The 15,403-nt window shown below is 60.9% G+C and carries 17 protein-coding genes and 1 pseudogene; 3 read left to right on the forward strand and 15 right to left on the reverse strand.

The genetic code is table 11. From position 1 onward, the window contains the following. Positions 1–51 precede the first annotated feature (51 nt). The 10 genes from ABSE61_RS06240 to ABSE61_RS06285 all read right to left on the reverse strand — a co-directional run bounded on the left by ABSE61_RS06240 (position 52) and on the right by ABSE61_RS06285 (position 10,295). Complete coding sequence (locus ABSE61_RS06240; RefSeq protein WP_423870216.1) at positions 52–2,379, reverse strand: putative bifunctional diguanylate cyclase/phosphodiesterase; 2,328 nt, start codon at positions 2,377–2,379, stop codon at positions 52–54. A gap of 193 nt (positions 2,380–2,572) precedes the next feature. Then, positions 2,573–3,865, reverse strand: a complete 1,293-nt coding sequence (tolB, locus tag ABSE61_RS06245) for a Tol-Pal system beta propeller repeat protein TolB (RefSeq protein WP_423870311.1) — start codon at positions 3,863–3,865, stop codon at positions 2,573–2,575. A gap of 62 nt (positions 3,866–3,927) precedes the next feature. Further along, positions 3,928–4,875, reverse strand: a complete 948-nt coding sequence (locus ABSE61_RS06250; RefSeq protein WP_423870217.1) for a cell envelope integrity TolA family protein — start codon at positions 4,873–4,875, stop codon at positions 3,928–3,930. 52 nt (positions 4,876–4,927) lie between these two features. Beyond that, complete coding sequence (locus tag ABSE61_RS06255) at positions 4,928–5,401, reverse strand: biopolymer transporter ExbD (protein WP_423870218.1); 474 nt, start codon at positions 5,399–5,401, stop codon at positions 4,928–4,930. Between the two features lie 50 nt (positions 5,402–5,451). Then, positions 5,452–6,165: a protein TolQ gene (tolQ, locus tag ABSE61_RS06260; protein ID WP_423870219.1), complete on the reverse strand. Its 714-nt coding sequence runs from the start codon at positions 6,163–6,165 to the stop codon at positions 5,452–5,454. 576 nt (positions 6,166–6,741) lie between these two features. Continuing rightward, complete coding sequence (locus tag ABSE61_RS06265; protein ID WP_423870220.1) at positions 6,742–7,218, reverse strand: DUF2852 domain-containing protein; 477 nt, start codon at positions 7,216–7,218, stop codon at positions 6,742–6,744. A 106-nt stretch (positions 7,219–7,324) separates the two neighbouring features. Next, positions 7,325–8,041, reverse strand: coding sequence for a TetR/AcrR family transcriptional regulator (locus ABSE61_RS06270; RefSeq protein WP_423870221.1), 717 nt, complete (start codon positions 8,039–8,041; stop codon positions 7,325–7,327). A gap of 101 nt (positions 8,042–8,142) precedes the next feature. Beyond that, the gene (locus ABSE61_RS06275) at positions 8,143–8,508 is read right to left on the reverse strand and encodes a hypothetical protein (protein ID WP_423870222.1); all 366 of its coding nucleotides are present in this window, start codon (positions 8,506–8,508) and stop codon (positions 8,143–8,145) included. A gap of 38 nt (positions 8,509–8,546) precedes the next feature. After that, on the reverse strand, positions 8,547–8,957 hold the full coding sequence (locus ABSE61_RS06280; protein WP_423870223.1) for a YciI family protein: 411 nt from the start codon (positions 8,955–8,957) through the stop codon (positions 8,547–8,549). A 138-nt stretch (positions 8,958–9,095) separates the two neighbouring features. Then, a complete protein-coding gene (locus ABSE61_RS06285) occupies positions 9,096–10,295 on the reverse strand; it encodes a serine hydrolase domain-containing protein (RefSeq protein WP_423870224.1) in 1,200 nt (399 codons plus the stop codon). Between the two features lie 145 nt (positions 10,296–10,440). Here ABSE61_RS06285 and ABSE61_RS06290 point away from each other — a divergent pair, with 145 nt between their 5' ends. The 3 genes and pseudogenes from ABSE61_RS06290 (at position 10,441) to ABSE61_RS06300 (ending at position 12,390) form a co-directional block, all read left to right on the forward strand. Beyond that, the gene (locus tag ABSE61_RS06290) at positions 10,441–11,229 is read left to right on the forward strand and encodes an SDR family NAD(P)-dependent oxidoreductase (protein WP_423870225.1); all 789 of its coding nucleotides are present in this window, start codon (positions 10,441–10,443) and stop codon (positions 11,227–11,229) included. Positions 11,230–11,390: 161 nt separating this feature from the next. Beyond that, positions 11,391–11,680 (forward strand): annotated as a pseudogene (locus tag ABSE61_RS06295) (hypothetical protein). Positions 11,681–11,985: 305 nt separating this feature from the next. Then, positions 11,986–12,390, forward strand: a complete 405-nt coding sequence (locus ABSE61_RS06300; protein WP_423870312.1) for a hypothetical protein — start codon at positions 11,986–11,988, stop codon at positions 12,388–12,390. Positions 12,391–12,407: 17 nt separating this feature from the next. Here ABSE61_RS06300 and ABSE61_RS06305 read toward each other — a convergent pair whose 3' ends face one another. The 5 genes from ABSE61_RS06305 to ABSE61_RS06325 all read right to left on the reverse strand — a co-directional run bounded on the left by ABSE61_RS06305 (position 12,408) and on the right by ABSE61_RS06325 (position 15,276). Beyond that, positions 12,408–12,821 (reverse strand): VOC family protein, encoded by a 414-nt coding sequence (locus ABSE61_RS06305; RefSeq protein WP_423870226.1) that lies wholly within the window; start codon positions 12,819–12,821, stop codon positions 12,408–12,410. 36 nt (positions 12,822–12,857) lie between these two features. Beyond that, positions 12,858–13,400 carry an SRPBCC family protein gene (locus tag ABSE61_RS06310; RefSeq protein ID WP_423870227.1) on the reverse strand — a complete coding sequence of 181 codons (543 nt, stop codon included), beginning with the start codon at positions 13,398–13,400 and terminating at the stop codon, positions 12,858–12,860. 27 nt (positions 13,401–13,427) lie between these two features. Next, the gene (locus tag ABSE61_RS06315) at positions 13,428–13,559 is read right to left on the reverse strand and encodes a hypothetical protein (protein ID WP_423870228.1); all 132 of its coding nucleotides are present in this window, start codon (positions 13,557–13,559) and stop codon (positions 13,428–13,430) included. 77 nt (positions 13,560–13,636) lie between these two features. Continuing rightward, complete coding sequence (locus ABSE61_RS06320) at positions 13,637–14,911, reverse strand: RNA polymerase sigma factor (RefSeq protein ID WP_423870229.1); 1,275 nt, start codon at positions 14,909–14,911, stop codon at positions 13,637–13,639. Next, on the reverse strand, positions 14,908–15,276 hold the full coding sequence (locus ABSE61_RS06325; RefSeq protein WP_423870230.1) for a YciI family protein: 369 nt from the start codon (positions 15,274–15,276) through the stop codon (positions 14,908–14,910). The genes ABSE61_RS06320 and ABSE61_RS06325 overlap by 4 nt, the downstream gene beginning before the upstream one ends. Between the last annotated feature and the right edge of the window lie 127 nt (positions 15,277–15,403).

Genomic DNA, 15,403 nt, shown 5'->3' on the forward strand with positions numbered 1-15,403 from the left:
ATCGGGGGTTAAGCCGCGGGGACCAGGCCTCGGGCGCCCGGCCGTGAGGGGTCAGGCCGTCGAGCGGGAGGGGAAAGGTTCTTCGTCGGGCCGCCGGCCGTGGGATGCATTCAAGAGCTGGCGCACCCGCACCGCCGGCACCGGCCGGCTGAAAAGATAGCCCTGGGCCTCGCTGACGGTGCCATCGGCATTGACGAGTTCGAGCTGCTCGTTGGTCTCGATGCCCTCGACCACGACCGACATACCGAGATCGGCGCTCAGCCGCGCCACACCGCGCAACAGCCGCAACGGACGATCGGTGTCGATGCCTTCCAGGAACGAACGGTCGATCTTGACCTTCTGCAGCGGGAAATTGTGCAGATAGCTGAGGCTCGAATAGCCGGTGCCGAAATCGTCGAGCGAAATGCGCACGCCGAGTTCGCGCAACTGTGCAAGCAGCTCGTGAGTATGCTGGGTATTGCGCAGCAGGGAAGACTCGGTGATTTCGATTTCAAGGCGCTGCGGCGGCAAGCCGGAAACGTCGAGCGCGTAGCGAACCTCGCTCAAGAGATCGCGCTGATGAAACTGCTGTGGCGAGAAATTGACCGCGACACTGACCGCCTCGGGCCATTGCATGCATTCCAGGCACGCCTTGCGCAGGATCCAGCGACCGAGATCGACGATCATGCCCATGTCTTCGGCGACCGGAATGATGTCGATCGGCGAGACCGTGCCGCGAAGCGGATGATTCCACCGCAGCAACGCCTCGCAGGTCGATATCTTGCCACTCTGCAGATTGACGAGCGGCTGATAAAATAGTTCGAACTCCTCGTTGGCCAGCGCCCGGCGCAGATCGAGTTCGAGGATACGGCGCGCTTCGACGATTTGCGCCATTTCTTCGCGGAAGAAACAGAAGGTGCCGCGGCCGTCCGCCTTGGCGCGGTAGAGCGCCATGTCCGCGTTCTTCAAAAGCGTATCGGCGCTGACGCCTGAGGTCATCGCAATGCCGATGCTGGCTCCGATCTCGACCAGGTGATTGTCGATCTTGTAGCGCTCGCTCAGGTGATCGACGATACGGCGGGCGAGTGCTGCGGCCTCGTCCGGCGACCTGATGTTCTGCTGGAACACAACGAACTCGTCGCCGCCGAACCGCGCCACGAAATCCTCAGGGCGCAACATCGCGCGCAGCCGATCGGCAACCGCGCACAACAGCTGATCGCCGCAGGGATGGCCGAGCGTGTCGTTGACTTGCTTGAACTGGTCGAGGTCGATGAACAACAACGCCGACATTTGGTCGATACCGTACGGGATCGCCAAAAGATGCTCGATCTCGTCCCGGAAATTGACCCGGTTCGGCAATCCCGTCAGTTCGTCATAACGCGCCAGATGCGTGATCCTGGCCTCGGCGTTGCGCCGTTCGGTGACGTCTTCCAGGAGGACGACGGCGCCCCCATCGGCCATCGGCTGGAACGCCCAAGACAACGAGCGGCCTCGCGCCACGTCGGGATCGGTGGTGATGATGCCCTTCGCCTGCGGATTTTCAATTTCGGCGAGGATCATTTTTCCGCTCGCTTCCGAGAGCGAGCCGGCATCGACGCAGGCCGAGAGAATACCGGAAGCACTGGGGCGCAAATGCGCCAGATCAGGCGGCAGCTTCATCATTTCGCTGAAGCGGTGGTTCATGACCGCCAGATAGCCGTCGCTGGTGAACATGCACAGGCCATGCGGCATGTTGTTCAACGCGGTGTCGAACCGCGTGGCCAGAGCCGCTTCCCTCATGCTGGAGGTCAGCGCATCGACAAAAATGGCATTGAGGCTGAGGTTGATGTACTTCAATCCGACGAAGAACAATGCCAGCAGCAGCCCGAGCCCGCTGTAATAAGCGTCGCCGTGCAGGATCAGCGCCAGCGCCAGCGGCGCACAGGAAAACACGATGTGACGCTGAATGATCCACGGACGGGCATAGTTGCGCCCGGCGCTCGCGGCCGTGTACCCGATGGTGACGGAGGCGCACAGCATGTGAGCGACGGCGTCGTCGCTGCCGAGCACCACCACGAAGCACCACAGGCCGAGCGAACTGGCGTAAAGGTCCGCCAGATTCTTGTAACTGTTCTCCCACCACGGAGCGCGCTCCGGAGTGAGCGGGGAAACACGCCGCTCGAGTTCGTAGCTGCGCATCTGCATGGCGCGCGCGACGCCGACGATCGAGATCCAGATCGCGCACGGCCAGACCATGTGATTGCCGGTCTTCAGCGCCGTCATGACCGCGACAATGGTCGTACAAAACGTGCCGGCCAATGTCGGGACGAAATTCTGAAACAGCGAATCGACGAGCGCCGCATAAATCGACGGCGGCAGCTCCTCTCGATTGCTTCGCTTTTTCTGGTCGAACAACTGCATGCTGGGGCGCGGACCGCGGACGTGGTTTTGCCCGCGAAGTCTTACCTGCCGCGGATGAAGTCTTTCTGAGGGAATATCGTTACCGGGGCGTTGTTTTTTACCCCGCCGGCAGGAATCTGCTCACTGAATCAGCAGGCTAGGCAAGGTTTGCCGATCGCCCTGCCCGCCGTCCCGGTAATTCCCGCGTTAACCATCAGGACAGCAGCGGCGACCAGGCGGGATCGGAGGCAAATCCCGGCGTGGGCACGCGCAGTTCGTTGCGGCCGGAAATATCCACCGTGAACAAGGATGGCCCGCCATTGCCGCCGGGGTCGCGGAAAAACATCACGACCCGCCCGTTCGGCGCAAAGGTCGGCCCTTCGTTGTGGAAGCCGGAGGTGAGAAGCCGTTCGCCTGATCCATCGGGCTTCATGATGCCGATCGAGAACTGCCCTCCGCCCTGCTTGGTGAATGCGATGTAGTCACCCCGCGGCGACCACACGGGCGTCGAGTAACTGCCGTCGCCGAAAGAGATTCGCTGGGCCTGGCCGCCGGCCGCGGGCATCACATAAATCTGCGGCTTTCCACCACGGTCGGACTCGAAACAGATCTGACCGCCGTCGGGCGCGTAGGACGGTGAGGTATCGATCGCCGGCGTATCGGTGAGGCGCGTGGTCGATTTCGACCGCAGGTCCATCACAAACAGGTTTGAATTGCCGCCCTGCTGCAAGCTCATGATCACGCGCTGACCGTCCGGCGAAAACCGCGGCGAAAAACTCATGCCCGGAAAATTGCCGACGATCTCACGCTGCCCGGTTTCGATATTGAGGAGATAGACGCGCGGGTCGCCCTGGCCGAACTCCATATAGGTGATTTCCTGCGTCGAGGGCGAAAAGCGCGGCGTCAGGACGAGGTCCTTGCCGGGGGTCAGATAACGGACATTGGCGCCGTCCTGGTCCATCAGCGCCAGCCGCTTGACGCGCCGCTCCTTGGCGCCGCTCTCGTCGACAAATACCACGCGACTGTCGAAATACCCCTTTTCACCGGTCAGACGCTCGTAGATCTGATCGGAAATGATGTGGGCGATGCGCCGCCAGGATTCCGGGGACGTGAAATATTGCTGGCCTGTCAGTTGCTGGCCGGTCGCGACATCCCAAAGGCGGAATTCGGCCTTCAGCCGTCCGTCCCCCTGCCGCGTCATGCGGCCGGTCACCAAGGCCTGGGCGTTGATGCTCTTCCAGTTGTTGAATTGTGGCTGCACGTCGATGTTGACGATCTTTTCGAGGTAAGCCGCTTGATCGATCGGCGCGAACAACCCGCTGCGCTTGAGGTTATTGGTGATGACCTGAGTCACCCCGACACCGACCTCGCCGTCGGACGGCGTGCCGGCCACGAAGTTCGGAATGGCGATCGGCAACGGCTGAAATTCGTTGGGGTCGATGCGCAGCCGCTGCGCAAAGGCCGGGCCGGCGCCGAGTGCCGCGAGCGTCGAACCGGTCACCGTCATGAAGCGGCGGCGTGTTAAAAATCGAACCTTATTCATCGCGAATACTGCCTTCGTGCTCTCATTCACAGCATGTCCTTCAATCCGAAGGTCATCGGAATGTACTTCCAGGTCTGGTACTGATCCTTGGGCAGAGCGTAAGGCTGACATTGTTCGACGGCCCGCCGCGCGCTTTCACCCAGCGCATCGGCGATCGACTTCGACGGTCCACGCACGCCGACGACCACAGGCTGCGAGGCGACTTTTCCATCGGGCTGCATCTGGATGTCGATATCGACCTCGAATTGATCTGCGTTCATGCCATTATAGGGAAAATTGAAACAGCGTCTGACGGCTGCGGCGAATGCGCCTTTCCAGGTTGCGACGATGGCGTCGGCTTTGCCCTTCGAGGTGCCTAACGCCGCGTTGGAATTGAGCGTATCTCCGGTCGCGGCCTGGTGCGACGGATCGCGCTTGTCGAGGAGCGCTGCGATCTTGCTCTGATCGAAGGTACGCTCCTTCGGCTTCGGCGGTTGCGGCGGAGGCGTCGCGGCCTGGACCTGAGGTTTCGGCGGCGGCTTCTTCTCCTCTTTCTTCAAGGCTTCCGCAATCGGATCGGGCGCGTCCGGCTTTTTCTCGACCGGCTTCTGCTCTTCCTTCGGTTTTTCCTCGGCCACCGGCTTCGGTGGATCCGGTTTCTTCTCGACGGGCTTTTCGACCGGTTTGGGCGGCGGCGGCGGCGGGGGTGTTGTGTCGGTAACGACCGGCGCCTTCTCGGTGATCTTGCCCATCGCATCATCGATGGGCTTGGCTTCCGCGACCTTTTCGACCAGCGGCTTGGGATTTTCTTTCTTGCCCGATTTCATGCCGGCCGTGACCTTTGCAAGCTGGTCAGCGGAGATCATATCGACCGGGATCGAATCCTCTTCCGGCATGACAAAGGCTCTGGTCGAAAACGAAACCAGTCCCCACCCGATCACGAGGACGTGCAGGACAATCGACGCCGCCAGTGTCTTGTCGACTTTGACCTTCAAGTCAGGCCTTCCGTTTCGATCCCGAGGTCGTTTCGCGTTCGACCGGCATTTGTCAGGAACCCTGCTCGGGAATGATGACAATATTAGCCTTGAATCCGGCGGTCCGGATCTGCCCAAGCAATTTCATCATATCCGTGTAGCAGACATCCTTGTCGCCACGCAGGTAAACCACGCTTTCCGCCTCCGACCGCGTCTCGCGGATAGCCTTGATTTTAGGCAACAAATCGGCGGCCGCAACCGGCGCATCCCCAAGATAAAGCTCGACATTCGAGTTGCAGCTGCCGTTGGTGCGTTTGACCGACAACGTCAGCGGGGGCGAGTTTGACGAGATCGATCTGCCGCCGCTAGCGATCGGCAGATCGATGTCGATGTTCGAGGTCATCAGCGGGGCTGCCACCATGAAGATGATCAACAGCACGAGCATCACGTCGACCATCGGCGTGACGTTGATCTCCGCCATCACGGCGGCACGGCGGCCGCCACGGCGCCCGCCGCCGCCCGACGAACGAGCCATGTTCATCGCCATGTTTCGGTGCTCACATTAGGCTCAAGACTCATCAATCTCGGCATCGATCTTCACCCACGCTCGTCAATCTGGCGTGACAGGATGGCGGAGAACTCGTCCGCGAACCCTTCCAGCCGCTGGGCCTGCCGGTTCACCTCGGAAGTAAACTTGTTGTAGAAAATCGTCGCCGGGATGGCGGCGATAAGGCCGATGGCCGTGGCAAAAAGCGCTTCCGCAATGCCTGGGGCGACCACCGCCAGCGAGGTGTTCTTTGAAGCGGCGATCGACTGGAAGCTCGACATGATGCCCCAGACGGTGCCGAACAAGCCGACAAACGGTCCCGCAGAGCCGACGGTGGCCAGCACCAGGAGCCGGCGTTCCAGCCGTTCGATTTCACGCGCGATCGAGACATTCATGACCTTTTCGATCCGCATCTGAAGACCGGCAAACGATCGCGCCTGGCTTTCAAACGAGCGTTTCCACTCGCGCATCGCGGCCACAAAACAGGCCGCCATCGATTGCGTCGGTTTGGCCGCCAGCGTGCGGTAGAGTTCCTCGATCGATTGGCCTGACCAGAATGCCTGTTCGAAACGATCCATCGCCCGGCGGGTGCGCGAATAGAGAATGATCTTGTCGATCGCGATCGCCCAAACCCAGACCGAGCAGGACAACAGCCCCAGCATGACGCATTTCACGATCCAGTGAGCCTGAAAGAACAGGGCAATCAGCGAGACGTCAGCGGATGGCAACGGCAAGGCGGACTGTGCCACGTCGGCCGGATTCATAAGCGATGTCCTCTCAACGCGAGTGGAGTGGATTCGACATTCGCTACCCTGTAGCCGCAGCTTCGCAATGCGAATGTCAAATCCAAAACTCCACTAGAAACCCACATCTGCCAGTGTCCCTTTGGTTCCGACATTCGCAAACGAACCCGCCGCGACGGGGTACGAATGTCAGAACCGGGACGCTAGTGACCCAATCTTTCGATCGCCGCCTGCTTAAGGATGGCGATCGGTCCTACGGCCGCGCAAAAAACGCGGGCGATCAACACCGGCGCGAAAAGCCGTGATGTGTCACATGGGAGGCCCGTCCAAAGCCGGGGCTGGCTTCCCCTGCCAACGTGTCAAAACAAGGGCTTTCCGCGCGTCCTTTCGCCTCTCACCAGACGACAATCGTGGTTAACGTCTGGTTACCAAAGGGGATTTTGGTCAGGGGAAATACCGCCCGCCCAAGGGCTTAAAACCGCCTGCAAACCGCTGTCTTACGGGCTGAAACGCAAACCGCCCGCCTGCTTTGGGCAGACGGGCGGCTCGAAGGCCAAAAGGTCGTAGGGGCGTACGCTTTAAGGCCTGGTTCCGATCTCAGCTTTGCGGGTGATCGTCGGACGGCTGTGCCGGACGGGTGCGGTGTTGCGCCATGAAGAGATCGAACTCTTCCTTGTCCTTGGCGTGGCGCAACCGATCGAGGAATTCGCGGAATTCCTTCTGCTCGTCCTCAAGCCGCCGCAACGTCTCCATGCGGTAGTCGTCGAAGGCGCGGTTGCCGCTCGATGGCGACCCGAAGGGAAAGCCGTGGCGCTCCATGCGATTGCGCATCCGCTCCATTTTGTACTGCATCCGCTCCATCTTGTTCGACCAGCGATCTTGATGACTCCAGCAACCCATTTTTCTGCTCCCGAGTGTGAAAAAGAGAAGGCCAAGACCGATCGGCCACCAGATGAGGAAGCCGAGGATCGTCACGGCAATCCAACCGGGATGCCAGGGCGAATGCAGCATGCGGGGGTGGTCATACTCTTCGGTGGGGCCGCGCCATCGATTGACATCTGCGGTGTAGGCCATCTGCCTCTCTCCATCACGGCAATATGCCGTTGTGAATGTAAATAACATTTACATACGTAAACCCTTCCGGATTTTTGTCAAGCTGGGCACAAGCCGGCCCAATTAATTATTTTGGGCTGCCCCAGGGACCGGAAGGCCGGCCCGACGGCTTCGGATCGGCCGAATCGGAAGCCGCCGCCTTGCGGTCGGCCAGAAAACCGAGGCCGCGCAGGTAAATCAGCACTTCGGCTTCCAGAAGCTCCTCCGCCGACATCGGCAACTTGCGCCGTGCCGCGTCGCCACGCGCAAACAAGGACGCCACGCCGTGCGACATCGACCAGATATGCAGCGCCATCATCAAGGCCGGCGGCCGCGGTGAGCCTTGCGGCGCCAGCGCAGCAAGCCGCTCGGCCGCCGCACGGATCACAGCAAAGGCGCGCTCTGCAGCAGCGTGCAAGCCGGCGCTGATATCGGCCGCCAGACCGGATTCAAACATCGCGGAATAAAACGCCGGCTTCTCGCGCGCGAAGGCGAGATAGGCCTTGCCGACCCGCTCGAACGCCGAGACCGTATCGGGCCGTCCATCATCCCAGGCTTCCGACAATGCGGACTCGAACTGTTCGAAACCACGCTGCGCGATGTTCGACAGCAACTCGTCACGGTCGCGAAAATGCCGGTAGGGAGCGGCCGGGCTGACGCCGGCAATGCGCGCGGCATCGGCAAAGGTGAAGCCAGCCGCGCCTTTCTTGGCGATCAGATCGAGGGCTGCCTGCAACAGCGCCTCTTTCAGATTGCCGTGGTGATAGCCGCGTTCGGTGCGACCCTGTTCCTTGCGCCAGCTCATGTTAAAGGCTTTTACATGAAGCCGGCGCCGATTAGAAGTCCGTATGCGGCCGCCAGGGCTGCTCACGGACTTCCAACCAGAAACGCGGTTACCAGCAGGGCCTAGCCGCCGGGGATCGGAAGAACCGGCATGATCTCGACCGACTCCCCCGGAAAGATCGAGAAGTGCGGATGATCTTCGAACATCTTCGCGGCCGCCTCATGCGAAGCGGCGCGAACCACCGTGAAGGCGCCCATTGCATTGCTGACGTCGGCAATACCGTGCGCATCGACTTTCTTGGTCTTGCCCAGCGGCCCGCCAATGGCGACAAGCGCGGCTTGGTGCTTTTCGACCCATGCCTTCCAGGCCGCGATACCGCGGACCTCTCTTGCTTTGCGCTCGGGTTCTGAAAGCGCATTCCAGTGCGCCCATTTCGTGCTGTTTTTGCTGCCAAGGAAGACAGCGAGATAAGTATCATTCGTGCTCATCCGATTTCTCCTGGTTGGTCGTTGGCTGGTAGAACGGTTCAGCGCCTGGCCTGCATTTCGGTGAACCCCGCCGCCGCCTTCTGAACGTCAGACGGGAAGTCCGCCATTTCGAAGACCTGACGGATCTCGATGGTTTCGTTGTTGGCGGCCGGGCAACGTTTGGCCCAGGCGATCGCCTCGTCGCGCGACTTCACGTCGATCATCCAGTAGCCGCCGATCACTTCCTTCGATTCAGTGAAGGGGCCGTCGGTCACGACCGGCTTGCCGCTTTCAAACGAGACCCGAACGCCCGTCGACGGCGGGTGCAGGCCATCCAGTGTGATCAGGACGCCGGCTTCCTTTAGTTCATTGTTGTATTTCATCATCGCAGCGACGGCCTCGGCCGGCGGTGTGGCGCCCGGTGCCGCGGCCTCATAACCCCGCGGAATCATCAGCATCATGAATCGCATCGTACTCCCCGTTTTGCTTCGAAAGGCTCCGGCCAGGCCGGCGCTCTTCGATAAGACGATTGGCCGCGGACGATCCCGACATGGCGGGTGCAATTATTTTGGACGCGATGGTGATCGGGCGAAACGGCCGTTCGCAGCTCAATCCGCCGCAACCTCGTTGAGCGTGGTCCAGAAGTCCGTGAATACCGGCGGCGGTTTCGGAGAATCCATCACCCGCTGGGTCAGTAGAATGCCGGTGAGTTGCGCCTGCGGATCCGAATACCAGGATGTTCCATAGCCGCCATCCCAGCCGAACCGGCCAAGCTTGGCATCCGGATCATCGACCCCGGTAAAAACGGACAGGCCAAATCCCCAGCCCCTGGTGCTGCCTAAGAATAATTGCGACTCGCGCTTTTCGTCCGCGACAATCTGATTCGTCGTCATCAACGCCACGGATTCCGGCAACAGCACGCGCGCGCTTCCCAGGCTGCCACCATTGAGCATCATCTGGGCGAAGGCGTTGAAATCGTCCGCAGTGGAAACCAGACCCGCAGCGCCGTTTTCGAATACGGGCGGGTTGGAAAACCGGCCCGTGACCGGAGGATCGAACACCTTCAACTGTCGCGCGGCGGAATCGTTCATATAGGCTGTCGCGAAACGATGATGCTTGTCTTTGGGAGCAAAGAACGCGGTGTCTTTCATTCCGAGCGGCATAAAAATGCGTTCGTTCAGGAATTCTCCGAACGTTGTTCCGGCCACCCGTGCGATCAGCACGCCGAGGATTTCGCTGCCTGCGTTGTAGAGCCATCGCTCGCCCGGCTGGAACACCAGCGGCAGGCTGCCATATCGCCGCATCAATTCGTCCGGTTGAAAGGACGGAAATACCGGCCCGGGCGCAAGGCCTGCTTCGGCATAGGCGCGCTGGATCGGATGACGTTCGGGAAAAATCGGAATGATGCCGTAGCCGCAGCGGAACGTCAGCAGATCGCGCAAGCTGATCGGACGCCGCGCCGGCACGGTTTGATGGACCATCGCATCCATCGTGAGCAGCACCTTGCGGTTGGCGAGTTCCGGCAGCCATCGGTCGACGGGATCATCGAGCTGCAACCGGCCCTCCTCGACCAACACCATCGCGGCCAAAGCCGTAACCGGCTTGGTCATCGAGGTGATGCGGAAAATCGTATCGCGCGTCATCGACGAGCCTTCGAAGGCGAGCCGCCCGATCGCATCGACCTGGGCTTCGCCGTGGCGGCTCACCAGCATCACCAGGCCCGGCAGATCGCCGCGCTCGACATGGCCGGCCATTACACCGCGAAGGCGATCAAACCCGGCTTTCGAAAACCTGCCCTCACCTGTCATTCCGTCGTTTCCTCGGCTTCAAGATTCACTGGCTGCTTACACCGGAAGTCATCGGAGTACCATGCCGGCGATACGCCGGCGAAACAAAGCAGCGGTCCGGCTTCCGTGCTAGAGACGACGCCGGGAAAATCAGGATGAAATAGGCATGACCGCCTCCTCGCAAAAAGTCGCTTTGGTCACGGGTGCCGCGCGCGGCATCGGACTTGCGGTAGCCAAACGCTTCCTCGCCGACGGCTGGCACGTGGCGCTTCTCGATATAGAGGCTGGACTTCTGGAGAAAAGCGTGACGGCGCTGGCGCGGCGCGATGCCACGCTGGCCGTGACCTGCGACGTCTCCGACGCGAATGCGGTTGCTGCGGCCTTCGCTCGACTAGAACATCACTTCGGAAGACTTGACGCGCTGGTCAACAACGCCGGGGTCGCCGTGTTTGCCCCTTTGATGGAAACATCCGACGCCGACTGGAACCGTGTGCTCGCGGTCAACCTGACCGGGCCGTTTTTGTGCGTGAAGGCCGCGGTGCCGTTGATGCGCAATCATGGCGGCGGCGCCATCGTCAACATCACCTCGATTTCGGGGTTGCGTGCTTCGACGTTGCGCTCGGCCTATGGCACCAGCAAGGCTGGACTTGCACACCTGACCAAGCAGCTCGCGGTCGAACTCGCCGAGCTTGGTATCCGCGTCAACGGCGTCGCCCCTGGACCGGTCGACACCGCGATGGCGAAGGCCGTTCACAGCGCGGAAATCCGCGCCGATTATCACGATGCGATTCCGCTCAACCGCTACGGGCTCGAGGAAGAACTGGCGGAAGCGGTATTTTTCCTGTGTAGCGACCGGGCAAGCTACATCACCGGCCAGGTTCTCGCCGTCGATGGCGGCTTCGATGCGGCCGGCGTCGGATTGCCGACGTTGCGCGGCTTCAGGCGTAACGGATAACGCTCCGCCTCTTCTGCGAGAGCCCCTCGCTATTTTTCCATTTCCTTCGCTGGCGCAGCGTGACCTTCATGGCCCGACCACCTAAGGTTGGAAGGCGCAGCGATGGTCCGGCGCCGTCGACAATGCTGAAACTGAACACCGGATCGGGGGAGTTTCGCATCATGTCGGGTATGCTTATCAACCTTATCATTCAGATCATCGCAGGCGCCGTCGGAGAAACGTAGCCGCAGGCGCCGCCAAGAACATCGATCTCGGAACAATCGGAAACACCATCGCGGGAGCGATCGGCGGCGGCGCCGGCGGCCAGCTTCTCGGCATGTTGATTCCGCTGCTGGCCAATTCTGCATCCACGCCGGATATCGGCGCCATCATCGGCCAGGCGGCTGGTGGCGGCGTTGCAGGCGCTGTCCTCACCGCGATCGTCGGCGCGCTCAAGAACCGCACCGCTTGATCAACTGACTACATGATCGACTAACCGGGTTCAATCGCGAGGGAACGCGCGCCTCAGCCGGGGCGCGCAGACGATGTTGGTTGAATCGGATTGCCAACGCGCACGGTGCCAGACGCAATGGATCGTGTGGCGCTCTTCCAGTCGCATCTCCAAAGAATACGGTCGCGGGCGCCGGAACCTTGGCGCAGGTTTTGCAGTTGCCTCCGAATTGCCTCCGTATCAGGCTTCTGATCTCGGAGATAGAGCTGCCTCGGCAGAGGATTGGAAACATGCGGACATCTTTCGCCGGAATTTGCGCGGTCGCGATGATGTTGTGCGCGCTTGTCTCGCCGGCGGCGCAAGCCGAAGTCCGGATTTTGGGAAGCCGGGGCGGACAGGTCGGCCCGTTTCTCGACCTGTTCGAAAAGGTTCGCGCTTCCGGCGAACGCGTCGTCATCGATGGCCCCTGTCTTTCCGCCTGTACGCTGGTGCTGAGCATGGTGCCGCGCGAGCGCATCTGCGTGACGAGACGCGCCGTGCTTGGGTTTCACGCCGCGCGGTCGAAGGACCGGCGCGGCCGGATGTATGCCGAGCCCGAGGCCTCCGCGTTGGTTCTGCAAACCTATCCGTCAGGCGTGCGTAGCTGGATTAAGCAACGCGGCGGATTGACCTCGCACCTGCTGCTGTTGCGCGGTCGCGAACTTGCCGCATTCTATCCGACCTGCCGCTGAGCGACCCGCCGGAAGCGCTACATCCCTTCCAGCGGAGAGTTCACCATCCAGGGGATGCCGAACCGATCGACGCACATGCCGAAGCCCTTGGAGAAGAAGGTCTTGCCGAAGGGCATGTTGAGGCTGCCGCCTTCGGCCAGCGCGTTGAACTTGCGCTCGGCCTCGGCAGTATCGGCGATCGTCAGCGAGACCGCGAAACCCCGCGGCTTGTTAAAATGTTCCGGTGGCGAATCCGACGCCATCAAGACGTGGCTGCCGATCGACATGCGTGCATGCATGATCAGCTTCTCCCGGCCGGGCCCCGGCTTCATATCCGCGGGCGCCTCCTCAGCGCGCAGCATCATCTCGATTTTGCCGCCCAGCACCTTTTCGTAAAACTTGAAGGCGGCTTCGCAATTGTCGTTGTAGAACAGATAGGGATTGAGCTGCATCACACGTCCTCCTTGATTGGTGAATGTCTCGTCGGTCTATTTTTCGGTCAACGTCTTCAGATTGGCGAGGCCGGCCTCGAAATCCCTGGCGATCATCTTGTCGAGGTCCATGAAGACCTGCATCACCTTCGACATAAAAGACGACGGCCCCTGCATCACCCAGATGACGTTGGTTGCGGCAGCCTCGCGCTCGGGCAAGAAAGTGAACTCGGCGGTATTGTGACCTTCGAACGGCTTGAAGAAATCGAGCTTGATCGTAATTCTTGACGGCGATGAGGCATCGAGAATTTCCATGCGGCCGGAACCGATATTCTTGTTGCCGTCCCATGCGCAGACTGCCCCCTTGCCGCTTTCGGCACCGCTATAGTCGCGCTTCATCGCGGGATCCTTGTTCTCCCACGGCGACCATTTCGCCCATTGATGAAAATTATTGATCAGCGGAAAAATCGCCTCCGCCGGCGCCTGCATTACCGCCGACCGCTGGACACTGAACGTGGCCGGCTTGGTCGAAGCCAGGATCAGAACGATCACAATGGCGATTGCCAGCGCGATCGCAACGATAGTGATGAGCTCAAGCATGGAACTTCCCCCTCCGTTTCCTGACGTCTATCCGGCAAACCGGCCCGATAGTCGCAATAATGTTCGCAATTTACGGTCGCGTAACCAGAGCCCGCTCCATACCATCACCAGCTTGATAAAGCTGTCCAGCAACAGGATCATGATTTGGATAGTTTGCATGTTCATCTCACGCGTCCCTCTTCGATAGCTCTCTGCCCTAAAGACGAACGCAGGAGACGCGGACCGACAGGTGCCGGTTATTTTTTTGTCGCCGTGGCTCCGGGCGGCTGGCTGTCGTGGATCAACCTATCCAGATGCATGCGGATGTGAGCCGCTTCCGCCGATGTGTTGGCGAGCGCGATGGCGTGATCGAACGCCACGCGTGCTTCTTCGTTGCGGCCGAGCTGCATCAGGAAGGCGCCGCGCACGCCGAAATAATGAAAGTAATTCGACAGCCGTTCGGCGAGCGGCTCGATCATCTGCAAGGCGGCCTCGGGCCCGCGCACCTTGGATACCGCGACCGCACGGTTGAGTGTGACCACCGGCGACGGCTGCATGACTTCGAGCGCGCCGTAGAGAAGATCGATCTGCGCCCAGTCGGTGTCTTCGGGCTTCTCCGCACGGGAATGCAATGCCGCGATCGCCGCCTGCACCTGATACGGGCCAGAGCGGTGATGCCGCATCGCCTTGTCGATCAACGCCGCACCTTCGGCAATCAGTTTCTGATTCCACAGCGTGCGGTCCTGATCGTCGAGCAATATCAGTTCACCGTTGGCATCGAACCGCGCCGCCGCGCGTGCATGCTGCAACAGCAACAATGCCGCAAGACCCATGATCTCCGGCTCGCTCTGGAACAACCGGAGCAACAGCCGCGCCAGCCGGATCGCCTCCTCGCACAACGGTTTGCGGATTTCGAACGTTTCGCCGCTGGCCGAATAGCCCTCGTTGAAGATCAAATAGATCATCGCGGCGACGGCGGCGAGCCGTTCTGAGCGCTCGACCGCGCCCGGCGTCTCGAACGGCACCCCGGCATTGGCGACCTTAGCCTTGGCGCGGGTGATGCGCTGCTCCATCGCCGGCTCCGAGACCAGGAAGGCTCGCGCGATTTGCTTCACGGACAGACCAGAGACGATGCGAAGCGCCAGCGCAATCTGCTGCGTCGCCGGCAGATCCGGATGGCAGCAGATGAACAATAGCCGCAGGATGTCGTCGCGGTAATGCGAACCGTCGAGCCGATCGGCAAGCTCTTCCTCGGCATCATCCAGATCAGAAATAACGGCGTCGTCGGGTAACGCCTCCTGCTTATGGGACCGGCGCACCTCGTCGATGGCGGCGTTGCGACCGACCATGATCAGCCACGCCGCCGCATCGCGCGGCGGACCGTTTTGCGGCCAGCTCTTCAAGGCACGCAGACAGGCGTTCTGGAATGCTTCTTCCGCGGTATCGAGATTGCGAAAATAGCGCAGCAAGGCACCGACAGCCTGGGGACGCGCCGAAGTCAGGGCCGCATCGATCCAGGCGGTGTCGGTCATTTTGCGTTTCCTCCAGCCTCGAACAGACCGACGGGGCGAATCTCATAGGCCCCGCCGGGATTGGCCGCGCCGAGCTCGCGCGCGACGTCGACCGCGGCGTCGAGATTCTCGCAGTCGATGATATAGAAGCCGAGCAATTGCTCCTTGGTTTCAGCATAGGGACCGTCCAGCACCAGCGGCGGATCGTCCTTGCGCAGCGTCGTCGCCGCGGTGGTCGGCAACAGCCGCGCGACCGGGCCGAGCCGGCCCTCCTTTTTCAGCCTGTCCTGGACCACCGAGAGTTTCGACATGACGGCGGCGTCCTGTTCCTTACTCCAGGAGCCGACCAAATCCTCATCGTGATAGCAAAGTATGGCATAGAGCATGGGCTAAGGTTCCTTTGTGGGCTTAGTCGGCGATACAAGGACGAACCGGAAAGCGACGTCCCGACACTGCTTATGAAAAAATATTTGTACTCAAGACAACCCCCGGTAAGGTCGCACCCCGGACTTC

It is taken from the genome of Bradyrhizobium sp. (assembly GCF_049519115.1).
GTDB lineage: Bacteria > Pseudomonadota > Alphaproteobacteria > Rhizobiales > Xanthobacteraceae > Bradyrhizobium.